At 48.9% G+C, this 11,603-nt stretch carries 10 protein-coding genes; 6 read left to right on the forward strand and 4 right to left on the reverse strand.

Annotated features, from left to right (window positions below; translation table 11 throughout):
- Together ABIK47_07370 and ABIK47_07375 are read left to right on the forward strand one after the other, a co-directional pair.
- A partial coding sequence (locus tag ABIK47_07370; protein ID MEO0020432.1) for a hypothetical protein occupies nucleotides 1-620 on the forward strand: 620 nt, incomplete at its 5' end.
- Nucleotides 621-658: 38 nt separating this feature from the next.
- Nucleotides 659-1,090 (forward strand): UPF0158 family protein, encoded by a 432-nt coding sequence (locus ABIK47_07375; GenBank protein MEO0020433.1) that lies wholly within the window; start codon nucleotides 659-661, stop codon nucleotides 1,088-1,090.
- Between the two features lie 14 nt (nucleotides 1,091-1,104).
- Here the strand turns inward: ABIK47_07375 and ABIK47_07380 are convergent, their stop codons facing one another.
- Together ABIK47_07380 and ABIK47_07385 are read right to left on the reverse strand one after the other, a co-directional pair.
- Entirely contained in the window at nucleotides 1,105-3,099 is a 1,995-nt protein-coding gene (locus ABIK47_07380) for a M1 family aminopeptidase (protein MEO0020434.1), read from the reverse strand.
- Nucleotides 3,096-4,529 (reverse strand): sodium/solute symporter, encoded by a 1,434-nt coding sequence (locus ABIK47_07385; protein ID MEO0020435.1) that lies wholly within the window; start codon nucleotides 4,527-4,529, stop codon nucleotides 3,096-3,098. The genes ABIK47_07380 and ABIK47_07385 overlap by 4 nt, the downstream gene beginning before the upstream one ends.
- A 276-nt stretch (nucleotides 4,530-4,805) precedes the next feature.
- On the opposite strand from ABIK47_07385, the gene ABIK47_07390 reads away from it, so the two are divergent.
- A complete protein-coding gene (locus tag ABIK47_07390; GenBank protein MEO0020436.1) occupies nucleotides 4,806-6,524 on the forward strand; it encodes a T9SS type A sorting domain-containing protein in 1,719 nt (572 codons plus the stop codon).
- 43 nt (nucleotides 6,525-6,567) lie between these two features.
- Here the strand turns inward: ABIK47_07390 and ABIK47_07395 are convergent, their stop codons facing one another.
- Together ABIK47_07395 and ABIK47_07400 are read right to left on the reverse strand one after the other, a co-directional pair.
- Nucleotides 6,568-7,002: a metallopeptidase family protein gene (locus tag ABIK47_07395; GenBank protein MEO0020437.1), complete on the reverse strand. Its 435-nt coding sequence runs from the start codon at nucleotides 7,000-7,002 to the stop codon at nucleotides 6,568-6,570.
- Nucleotides 6,941-7,624, reverse strand: coding sequence for a YggS family pyridoxal phosphate-dependent enzyme (locus tag ABIK47_07400; GenBank protein MEO0020438.1), 684 nt, complete (start codon nucleotides 7,622-7,624; stop codon nucleotides 6,941-6,943). The genes ABIK47_07395 and ABIK47_07400 overlap by 62 nt, the downstream gene beginning before the upstream one ends.
- Before the next feature lie 92 nt (nucleotides 7,625-7,716).
- On the opposite strand from ABIK47_07400, the gene ABIK47_07405 reads away from it, so the two are divergent.
- The 3 genes from ABIK47_07405 to ABIK47_07415 all read left to right on the forward strand — a co-directional run.
- A complete protein-coding gene (locus tag ABIK47_07405; GenBank protein ID MEO0020439.1) occupies nucleotides 7,717-7,962 on the forward strand; it encodes a hypothetical protein in 246 nt (81 codons plus the stop codon).
- Nucleotides 7,963-7,991: 29 nt separating this feature from the next.
- Nucleotides 7,992-9,620 carry a tetratricopeptide repeat protein gene (locus ABIK47_07410; GenBank protein ID MEO0020440.1) on the forward strand — a complete coding sequence of 543 codons (1,629 nt, stop codon included), beginning with the start codon at nucleotides 7,992-7,994 and terminating at the stop codon, nucleotides 9,618-9,620.
- A gap of 187 nt (nucleotides 9,621-9,807) precedes the next feature.
- The coding region (locus tag ABIK47_07415) for a hypothetical protein (GenBank protein ID MEO0020441.1) at nucleotides 9,808-11,603 on the forward strand (1,796 nt) is incomplete at its 3' end.

The raw sequence follows: 11,603 nt of genomic DNA on the forward strand, positions 1-11,603 counted from the left end.
ATGGTGTTGTTATTGATGCGTTATGCGCGGATATGGAACTGGACGGATTTATGGAACTGGTTACACTGGAACAGATAGCCGATTCCACTAACAGAAAAGAGGTTATCCGAGTCTGGCAGATAATTGACACCGAGTTGAGACAGAGAGGTAAAGCGATTGAGCTGCCCGATTGGGAACAAGGGATGAAATTTTCGTTTTTAGGTTCAGCAAGGCTTGAGGATTATCCCGGCGCACCGGTGCTGGTTCTGGGCGAATATCCTTCCTTGCGACCGAGCCGGTACTATGCGCTTTACCCTGCCCGAAGTGATTCATTTGTCTTAACCGCTACCCCTTTTCCTTATCAGGAATGGTTTTCCAAGGAGGAGGTGCTCGCTGCAGGGAGATTGCAACTTTTCAATGTCGGCGATACCTTGGTTGCCTATGGGTATTTTGTACCGGGTACAGGCGGTGGTTCTGGTCAAAGTTTTGCAGCACTGCAGGATGGCGAATGGAGGGTGCTCAGGTTAAAAGAATGGGCAAGTAAACTCGTTGGTCCAGTGTGTAAGTTCGGTTCCGGTTGGTTGGGGGTGTACAACAAACAGTTCTACTTTATTACTGATGAGCCCTTTTACTGGCGTTAGCCAAGTTGACCCACGGCTAAATAGGCATACAATTATCCGTGCGAAAGTTAATAGTTCTTGAACGGGACATCCTGTTTGCACTCACTAACCAGATGCGGGATATTTCTCATTATCTCGACCTTGAGACCGGTGATGTGATACCGGTGTTTAGTTATAACCGTGAAGCGATTCTTACGCAAATAAAGGCAGAGCCTGCCCGTTTTGTGAGGATTATGCCTCAGACTTCAAGGCATGGGCGCGAGATGATGAATCGTTTTGTTGAAACGGTCAAAAGACCCGACCTAAAGGCAAGGCTGAAAGCGGCGATAAAAAGTGATAGAGCCTTTAGTAGGTTCCGGAGGGTCCTTTTAAACTTTCCCGATGAGTTCAAACACTGGCAGCGGTTTCGGGTGATGTTTCTTACTGAGCCACTGAAGATAAAACTCCGGGAACAGGGGATTGAACTGATTTTAGTACCTGAATCGGAATAACCCTTTTTACCCCTTTAGTTACAAATAATAAATTTTCTTACTAACTTTTCTTTTTCTGTTTTCAAGGTCAGAAAATAGATCCCTGCCGGCAATTTATTAGACTCCCAAGTTAAGGAATGGTTGCCTTGAGTTTGCTTACCAGCCTTAAGGCACTTTATTCTCTTACCGCTTACATCAAAAATCTCTAGGGATATTGTTGCTGGCTTGGGCAAGGTATAATTTATCAAAAGGCTTCTCCACACCGGATTGGCGCCGAGTTTCAGTTCTGGATGAGCTGAAATCGGCTTGCCTTCGCTGTCAGAGGCAATGCCAACGGTGACGGTGTTGACATCAAGAATCCATTCGTTCGGGTCAAACTCAACACTTAGGGGCTGATCGGCAAAAATGAACCGGTTGCGCTGTGGATTTTCTGCAACTTGGTAGCGGATAATGGTATCGCCACTGGTAAAATTGACCTTGATTTCCACCGGCATGTGGAAAATCTCGGGTGCGCCAGACATATTATTTTGTGAAAGGTCAACAATGAGTTCCCAAGAATCCTGAATTTGATTTGCCTGCCAGCCGAGTGTATAAATCGGATAACCAAGACTATAAACCCATTCGTCAAAGAACCAATTTAGGTCAAGACCGGTCATACCTTCGCAGATGCGCTGATAATCATCGGTGCTGGCATTACCGTATTTCAGGCTCTCACCATAGGCGCGCAGGGTGGCAAAGAAAATACCCGGTTGATCCCAAGTAGTATCGCCCATCACATATCTGAGCATATGCTGAATCCAGCCGGCTTTGCAATAGGAGTGCCCCCAGTCAAACTCATGACCTGGTGGCGGCGCGTAAATCGGATGGGTATCGGTTGACTCCTCTTCAAAGTAGTCGCGGGCGCGGGAGCGTATCTGGTCGTAAAAGGCATTAAGACCACGCTGGTGCCAGGTGTAAAGTTCATCCGAATAGGTGGCAAAACCCTCATTGAGCCAGATGTTGCGCCAGTCAAGGCAGGTAACCATATCACCCCACCAGTGATGGGAGAGTTCATGGGCAATGCCATTGTCGTTGCCCACCTGAATCCAGTAGCGGTGAACCATTGTTAGGGTCTGATTTTCCATTCCACCCCATTGAAATGGATAGACAACCACATGACCGTATTTTTCATTAGCAAATGGATAGGGTCCATAGCGGAGCGAGTCGGAGAAAAAGGCAAGCATATCAAGAATATTACGGAAGGCATTTACTGCCCGGGTGGAGTCCTCAGGCCATATGAAGTTCTGCACATAGAGTGATTCACCAGGTGCTGGATAAAACCACTCCTTGAAGCTTGCCCATTTGGAGGCGGCAAAGGTGACAAGATAGGTGCTGATGGGATAGCGATGGGTCCACCAAGAGGTTTTTTTGCCTCCAGCAATCGTGATACTGTCAAGAACGCCATTGGAGCAGCCGGACATTGAGTCCGGTGTGGTGATATTGACCTGACAGCCGCGTTCCGCCTTGTCCCACGGCTCATCAAAACAGGGAAACCAGTAGCGGGCATCGGCAGGTTCGGTGGTGGAATAGCAGACGGCGTGAGGGATACCCGAGGTGCCACGGGGATAAAAATAAAAACCACGGTTCTGGGTACCGGAATTACGATGGTAATAGATGTCAACTGCAAGCGACTCGCCATTGTTGAATTCCTGGTCAAGGTCGATCAGGAGTCTGCCACTTCCCGCAGTAAAGTCGCAGACATTGCCTTCCCGACTAACCGAGTCGCAGACAAGATTAACAAAGTGCAGGCTGAAGGTATCAAAATGGTCATGACGGGCAATGAGTTCAACTCGGCAGTGGGCGTTCATTGCCCCGGAGTTCATAGGTAAATCAAGGTCGATCCGGTAAAAACGAACATCAAAGTGATGGGTTGACTCGGCGAAACTCCATTCGGTTCGAGGAAGAAGTGTAAACTTTCCTTCGGTCAGGGGTTGAGCAAAAGCGAGCGTAAATAGACCGAAGGCAAAAATTGTCCATCCAATCCTGTTCATTTTTTTACTCCTTTTCTAATGCTTTTGTGCGGAAAAGCCATCGTAACCAACACAAAGAATAGAAGGCTGATGACTATTCCCGGTATAAACCCGTGAATCCCGAACGGATTTTTTAAAGCCATCCAGGTGAGCGCGGTCAGGGAACCGGCAAGCATTGATGAGAATGCTGCAGGACGGCTTGCCCTTTGCCAGTAAAGTCCGAAGAGATAGGGCCAGAGTGTGGTTGAGGCAATAACCCCCCAGGCAAAACCGGTTATAACCAAAATCATCGCCGGTGGCTTTATCGCCACGATGAACGCAACAATGCCTACTCCTGCGGCAACCAGGCGTGAGATTAGCACCTCTTTTTCTGGATTCAACTTGACGCCAAAACTGTCCCGGGTCAGGTCTTTGACAATCGCACTGGCAGCGGTGATTAAAATGGCAGCAAAGGTTGACATTCCCGCAGCAACCACACCGGTAAGGAAGATGGCACCGGCAAAGGGTGTAAGCGAGGACTTCACTAAGTTGGGAATCGCTTGGTCAGGATTGGCAAGGTTAGGGAAAAACAGCCGGCTTGTCGCACCGTTGAAATAAGGCAAAAGCGCCATTGCTGCACCTGCTGTCGCCAGGACCGTGCCCAGTTTTAATACCTTGACACTTTTTATGGAGTAAAACCGGCTGACCAGTTGCGGCATTCCCCAAACTCCGAAGGAAACAATCGCGCAATAGGACAAAAGCCCTGCCCAGCCCCAGACACCTGGCGTCTGGAGAAACTTGCCATTGTCAATCGTCCCGAGCCGGACAAAGAGCTGGTTCAAACCTCCGGCGCGACTTATTGAGGCGAAGGTAAGAATCAACAGCCCCAATATCATTATCCACGCCTGGAAGAAACCGGTCCAGACAACAGCAAGATAACCGCCTAACGCCACATAGACGATAATGATAACCCCGGAAATCAAGAGACCATAAATGTAGGGTAAATCCATCAGCACCGCAAAAGAATGACCCATTCCTTGAAGAACCGAGACGCTGTAAATGACAAGAAAGATGCCGATGATGAGCGCAGAATAAAATCTTGATTCTGGTGAGTTGTATCTCTTGGCAAACAGGTCAGGCAGGGTTATGGAATTGAGCCGGGCGGTAAGCGCACGTGTCCTTTTGCCTAACACAATCCAGGCAAGTAGGGTGCCAATAAGGACATTGGTGGCGCCAATCCAAAGTGTTGCCATCCCATATTTATAGCCGAAGCCACCACCGCCGATGATGACAACCGAAGAGAAATAGGCGGCAACAAATGAAAATGATGTTACCCACGGTCCGAGCGTGCGCGAGCCTAAATAAAAACCTTCTGCCGAGCGCTTCATCCGGGCACTGGTAATAACACCGATAATAAACAGGGTGGCAAGGTAAAGAAAAAGGACAAGCGCGTAAATCAGGGCTGGATTCATTATTAATCCTCAAAGTGGACAAAAAACGCCCACACCAGTGCAGCGATGATAGCACCAAGTGCCACCAGCACAGCGGTGAATGTAAGCCAGGGGCAACCAAACGGTCCATTCACAAGCTTTAATATTAATCATTTTAAAACAGGTGTCAACATTACCCAAAAGAGCGTATTGAAAAAACCTCTTGACTTTAAAAGCTGATTTATATAATATTAATTGTCGGTTAAATTGTAACCGGCGAAATGTGATGATTGGAGGCAATTAAAGAAAGGAGCAGTGATGCGTAAAGTAGCGTTGGTTTGTCTGACTATTGCAGTCGGACTGGCGCTTGCGGGCACAGAAGTCTGGCTGAGCCCGAGCGCAACATTTCAATACAAAATTCCCAATCCGGAACCGGGAATATTTCCACCGGCACCCGAACCGTTCTTCTCGGTGGTGGACACATTCAAGTACGATGACAATATGCCGGCAAGTGCCTGGGCGTGGAATCAGGCAGGCAGCGGTTGGGGAGTGAAGTTCATCAGCCCGGCGAGTAGTTTTACCTTGACCGGTGCCTTGATTCACTTTTACTCCTCTTGGCCTGTGCCTGGTGGTACCCGGGCAATGGTGAAGGTTTTTGCTGATGATGGACCAGGTGGTTCACCAGGAACAGAACTTTGGCATTCCGACACATTGAACATTACGCGTGGGCAGTGGAACTATATTCCTATCGGTGAACCGATTGTCGGTACTAATTACTACATCTTCTATGTGCAGGTTGACTCCTATCCAATCTGTCCAGGGCTCTCCATTGATGCGGCGAACAATGCACCTTCTCATCGGATGTGGTCCTATAGCGGCGGCAGTTTTGCCGAGGACACCAGAAGGGGTGAATGGCTGATTCGTTCTGTTGTGGAATGGGACCCGCCGGCAACTGATGCGGCAACACTTTACTTTGCATCCGCAATGCCATTTGATACCCTGCCAAACATCAACCTGAACATCCGCGCAACCATTAAGAACCTCGGCACGAACCCATTACCTCAAGGCACACCGGTGTACCTTCACATCACCGGACCGCAGGGTTATACCTATGATGACACGATGCTCACCAGTGCTAATCTGAACCGTGGTCAGACCCAGCAAATGAATTTCTCACCGGCGTGGCGCGTCCCCAATGTCACTGGTGCTTATCGCATCTTTGTCTGGACCGAGGCGGCAGGGGAGGAATACCCTGCAGATGACACCATCATCTATGACTTAGGTATTGCCCGCTGGATTGAGTATGCCAACTATAACAACCTCCGCTGGCTCACCTGGGCAGGACCAGAGCGTGCAACCAAGTTCAATCCGGCAAACTTCGGTCTGCAGTATCCTGTTGGTGTAACCAGGGTCAGGAGTCAGTTCTACCTGCATCCGAATTATCCTTGGCCAGATTCCTCATTCCGGTTCAAAATCTATGCCGAGGACGGAACAACACTTTTGTATGAATCGCCAGAGATTGAGGCAAACCCCGGTACTCCAGGCAGGATTGTGGCTTACGACCTGGATTCAATGCTGATATTTACATCTGGTGAGTTCTATGTGGCGGTTGCGCCGGTTCACTTTTCTGGTCATCCATCAACCTGCGCTGATGACACCTCAGATGGGCGCAGTTTTTATGGCAGCCCTGGTTCCTGGATGCCTTGGACCAATGGTGAGTTCTTCATCTCGGCTTCGGCGCAGGGCGGGGTTGGTGTGGAAGAGGGTTATAACCCGAATCTGCGCAATGCCAGTCTGAGGTTCTCCAACCCGGCAAAAGACCAGGTTGTGGTTCACTGGCAGGTGCCGGCAGTAACGCGTGTCAACCTCGCTCTCTATGATGCCACCGGCAGACTTGTGCGCGAACTGTATGCGACTGACAATGCCCGCTCAGGCAGGATGCCGCTTGACCTGAAATCGCTTGCCACCGGAATCTATCTTGTACGGCTGGAAAGCCCAGCAGGCTCGGCAACTCAGAAACTGGTTATCAACCGCTAAAGGCTAATAAGAAGATACATCAGGGGGTCTTTTAGATCCCCTTTTATTTTTCCCTTTCCAGGCGGTAAAGCTCTTCGTCAGAAAGCCCGAAGTAATGACCAATCTCGTGAATCGTTACCCGGCGCACCAATTCTCTTATCTCCTCTTCATTCTGGCACCGAGCTTCAATCGGCTTTTGAAAGATGATAATGGTATCGGGCAGGACATTGCCATAAAATGGTCCGCGGCGGTTATAAGGAACGCCCTGATAAACACCAAGGATTGACCAGGGGTCTCTCTTAAGGTTTTCTGTTAGTTCTGGTGGCGCCAGAGGCAGAACCATCACACTGAGGTTTTTTAGCCTCTTGGAAAAGAACTCGGGCAGGTTTTTAACCTCCTCTTCCACCAACTGGAGAAACCTTGCGCTATCCAAGGGGCTATCTCGGTCCAAAAAGAGCGGTGCCGATGCGGATGATGGTCGCACCCTCTTCAATGCCAATGATAAAATCTGAACTCATTCCCATTGAGAGATGGGGGAGGGCGATGCCAAAACGGTCTTGCGCCTCTGACCGTAACCGGGCAAGGAGTTGAAAACAGGCTCTTGAAGCCTCTGGCTCTTCCACCGCCAGACCTGGACCAATGGTCATCAGTCCCTGAAGTTGGAGGCGGGGAAGTTTTAGCACCTCTTCTATCAAGTCAAAAAGACCCTCAGGCTGGACACCATGCTTTGTCGGTTCGCCAGATGTGTTGACCTCAATCAGAATCGGAATGTTCTTGTTTTGCTGTTCGCAGCGGCGCTGAATCTCAAGGGCAAGATGCAGGGAGTCCACGCTCTCAATGATGTGAAAGAGTTCCAGTGCCTTTTTCACCTTATTCGTCTGGAGATTGCCAACAAGATGCCATTCAACTGAAGCATTTATCTGGGGAATTTTTGCCTGCGCCTCCTGGACCCGGTTTTCACCGAAACAGGTTATGCCTGCTTGAATCGCCGCAACAATCATTTCGACCGGCTTGTTTTTTGACACCGCCACCAGTTTGATTTCATCAGGGTTGCGGTTGACCTTTTCGCAGGCGGTTTTGATGCGCTCTTTTACAAGGCGCAGGTTCTCAGCAATACTCATTTTTTAAATTATAAAATGCCCAAGACAGGAATCAAGGGAAATGGATAATTCAGGGCTTGACTTAATAGAGGGTAATGTGATACTGAAAAGAGATGGCACCAAAAGCAAAAAGGAAGAGAAGGAATCAGCACTGGTGGCAATTGGTGGTAATATTTTCTCTTGCGCTTTTGGTGCGCATCCTTTATCTTTTGCAGGCACGGCAGAATGACCCGCTCTTCTTTTCACCGCAGATGGATAGCCTTTACCATCATCAGTGGGCTCTGGCAATTGCCCGCAATGCTGATTTATTCAGGATGCCTATTTCCGCGCACCGCTTTATCCATTTTTCCTCGGCTTAATCTATAAGGTTTTTGGTGTCAATCTCTTTATTGCCCGGTTAATTCAGGCGGTCTTGGGCAGTGTTAGTTGTGTGCTTTTGTGCCTTATCGGCAGAAAAATCTTTGACGGGCGCAGTGGTTTTATTGCCGGGCTTTTGATGGCATTTTACCCCTTGTTCATCTACTTTGATGGCGAACTTCTTATCCCGGTTCTTTTGGTCTTCCTTTTGCTCGGCGGTTTTCTCTTCTTTTGCCACCGAGATGAGAAATGGTTTTATCTGCCCCTTGCCGGTCTTTTCTTTGGTCTGGGCGCAATTGCCCGTCCGAATGTGCTTTTGTTTGTATTTGTCTTGCCAATATGGTTCTTTTTTCAGAACCGCAAGGGGTGGCTCAGACGCAGCGCAATATTTCTCGGTGCTGCTTTTGTCCCGATTTTACCGGTAACCGCGCGCAACTATGTCAAAAGCAAAAGTTTTGTCCTTATTGCCTGGCAGGCAGGGACAAACTTTTATATCGGCAACAATGAGTATTCTGACGGCACGACCGCAATTGTTCCTGGCACCAGGGGAACCTGGTGGGGTGGCTATAATGATGTCAAGAGAATTGCCGAGAGCGAAGCGGGCAGACAGCTCAGGGGTTATGAGATTGACCGGTTCTGGCTGAAAAAGGGGTTAGAGTTCTGGAGGAGAAGCCCGCTCAAGGCGCTTTATCTCACCCTGCGCAAGTTTTATCTCTGGTTTTCTGGTTATGAGGTTTCAAACAACCGCGACAAGTATTTTTTCAAGCGCTATACATTGCTCAATTTCCTCTGGTTCAATACCCCTTTCTTTAAGTTTCCTTTTGGGGTTCTCTTTCCGCTTGCGCTTGCCGGAATTTACCTTACTCGCAAGAAGTGGCGAAGACTTATGCCGGTTTATCTCTTCCTTTTCTCTTATATGCTTTCCTTTGTTTTCTTTTTCATCACCGCCCGATACCGCTTGCCGGTTTTGCCCTTCTATTTTCTCTTTGCGGTTCAGGCGGTGCGATTGTTTGCTCAACAGGAGAAAAAGGAAAGGAAAATTGCCCTTTTGATTACCATCTCCTCCTTTGTTATTTTTAACCTGGACCTTTTTGGAACCGGCAGGCAGACCGACCCGGCGCAGAATCACTTTACCGCGGCAATGGGCTATTACAGTCAGGGAAAATTCACCTTGGCGCAAAAGGAGATTGACCGGGCGCTTCTCCTTGATTCGGCAACGAACATCCTTTCCTTAAAGGCGACAATGCTACTCGAACAGAACCGTATTGATGAGGCAAAACAGATTGCCGAAGCCGCGGTCAGGCTCCATCCGGACGAGGCTGATAGTTATGGCATTGCCGGCAATGTCTTTGCCAGTGCCAATGAACTGAATCGGGCTGAAGTGATGTTTCAAAGGGCGGTTGAACTTGACCCGTATGGTGTTGAAGCCTGGAACAACTTGGGCAATATCAACCTCTCTAAAAGGGATCTGGCACAGGCGCGGCGCTGTTATGAACAGGCGCTGAAAGTAAGCCCGACATTTACGATGGCGCTTTTCCATCTCGGTCTGGTCTATTACTACGAGGGCAAGACCGATTCCGCCCATTATCTCTGGCAAAAGGTTCTTAGCCTTGACCCGGATTTTGACAAGGCAAGGCAGGCTTTAAGGGAATTGCGCTGAAAATTCGCCAATCCTGACAACCCTCTAACAGGTGCCACAATGGGGGTGGTGGAGGGGACCTGCCCCAAATTTCATTGTGATTTTTTCTAAGATTTTGAAAAACAGCGAGATACAACAAAATCCATCCTGATACTTGACAAAGGTAGAGAAAGTGGTTATAATAGTGATAGTAAAAAAGGGAGGTATTATGCGTAATTCACTTCTCCTTCTGGTGATGGGTCTTGGCGTTGTCTTTGGTCAGGATTCGCTCAACTGCCGGCAGATCGGCTCTTGGCCATTTGGTCCTGCTTATGCGATAGCACTTGACACGGAAAGAAACCTTGTTTTTCTTGGCTCAGGTTACGGGGTCATTGTCTTTGATATAACCAGGCCGGATTCGCTGGTAAAGATTTCTGAAGCGATTAAAGCCAAAGGCGAGGTTCAGGGTCTATTTTATCAGGCAAACCGTCTTTATGTTGCCGCTGATAAAGCGGGTCTGGAAATCTGGGATGTTAACAACCCTGTCTCGCCGGTAAAACTCGGTTCGCTAACTATTCCTGGTGCGGCTCTGGATGTTGCGGTGTCTGATAATTACGCCTATGTTGCTGCTGAGACCGCTGGTCTAAGGGTGATTTCAGTTGCCGAGCCCCAAAATCCGGTTGAGGTTGGCTATTGTGACACCCCTGCTGAGGCCTGCGCTGTTGCGGTGGTGGGTGACTACGCGTATGTTGGTGATGTGTATTCTGCCTTGAGGGTGATATCGGTCTCAGACCCCTTCGATCCTGTAGAGGTTGGTTGTCTTCAAACCCCGGATGGGGTTCTTGATGTTGCGGTGAGAGGTGATTATGCATATGTTGCGGACTGGGAGGCCGGTCTGAGAATTGTCTATATTTCCGACCCGACAAACCCGGTTGAGGTTGGCTATTGTTTGACACCAAACATAGCAAATGGTGTTGCAGTCTCTGGCGACTATGCCTATGTTGCCAATCGTGATGATGGGCTGCGGGTAATCTTGGTATCCGACCCGACAAACCCGGTTGAGGTTGGTCATTGTAACACAGCTGGCAGTGCTCGTAATGTTGGGATTTACGGTGATTATGCCTATGTTGCGGATGGCTATTCCGGTTTACGAGTGATTTCAATTTCCGACCCGACAAATCCCTATGAGGTTGCCTTTTATGTAACCACTGACTGGGCATATGATGTTGCCGTGTCCGGTGATTATGCCTATATCGCTGGTGGGAAGTGCGGTTTGCGGATTGTCTCTGTTGCTGAGCCCAATAGCCCGGTTGAGGTTGGTTACTATGACACTCCGGGTTTGGCTTATGCTGTGGCGGTTTCTCAACAATATTGTTATGTTGCGGATGAGATTGATACAGTGCGGATTGTCTCTGTTGAGGACCCGCAAAATCCGATTGAACTGGGCTGTTGTTATGTTCATCACCCTTTTAATGTTGTTGTCAGTGGTGATTATGCCTATGTTGCTGCTGAGAATGCTGGTTTGCGGATTATCTCTGTTGCTGACCCGACAAATCCATATGAGGTTGGCTATTACGACACACCAGGTCTTGCTTTAGGGTTGGCTGTCGGTGGTGATTATGCCTATGTTGCGGACTGGGAAGCCGGTCTGAGAGTCGTCTCCGTCTCCGACCCGACAAACCCGGTTGAGGTTGGTTGTTATAACACACCCGGCTATGCCCGTAATATTGTGCTGAAAGGTGATTATGCCTATGTTGCGGATGACAATGCCGGTGTGCGCATTATCTCAGTCTCCAACCCGACAAGCCCGGTTGAAGTCGGTTATTATGACACACCTGGTAATGCCCTGGATGTTGCGATTGCTGGTGATTACCTGTATGTTGCTGATTTAACAGACTTGAGGGTCATAGATGTATCTGACCCGAGGAATCCGGTTGAGGCTGGATATTATCACACCTGGGCATTTTGCCTTTCGGTTGCTGATTACGCCTATGTTGCCACGCGTGGTGTCGGTCTCAGGATAAT

It is taken from the genome of candidate division WOR-3 bacterium (assembly GCA_039801245.1).
Classification (GTDB): domain Bacteria; phylum Hydrothermota; class Tepidihabitantia; order Tepidihabitantales; family Tepidihabitantaceae; genus JAOABP01.

Coding starts and splice junctions, on each gene's coding strand:
- ABIK47_07385 (MEO0020435.1), bottom strand. CDS start 4,529: ATGAATCCAGCCCTGATTTACGCGCTTGTCCTTTTTCTTTACCTTGCC.
- ABIK47_07400 (MEO0020438.1), bottom strand. CDS start 7,624: ATGAGTATTGCTGAGAACCTGCGCCTTGTAAAAGAGCGCATCAAAACC.
- ABIK47_07380 (MEO0020434.1), bottom strand. CDS start 3,099: ATGAACAGGATTGGATGGACAATTTTTGCCTTCGGTCTATTTACGCTC.
- ABIK47_07405 (MEO0020439.1), top strand. CDS start 7,717: ATGGCACCAAAAGCAAAAAGGAAGAGAAGGAATCAGCACTGGTGGCAA.
- ABIK47_07390 (MEO0020436.1), top strand. CDS start 4,806: ATGCGTAAAGTAGCGTTGGTTTGTCTGACTATTGCAGTCGGACTGGCG.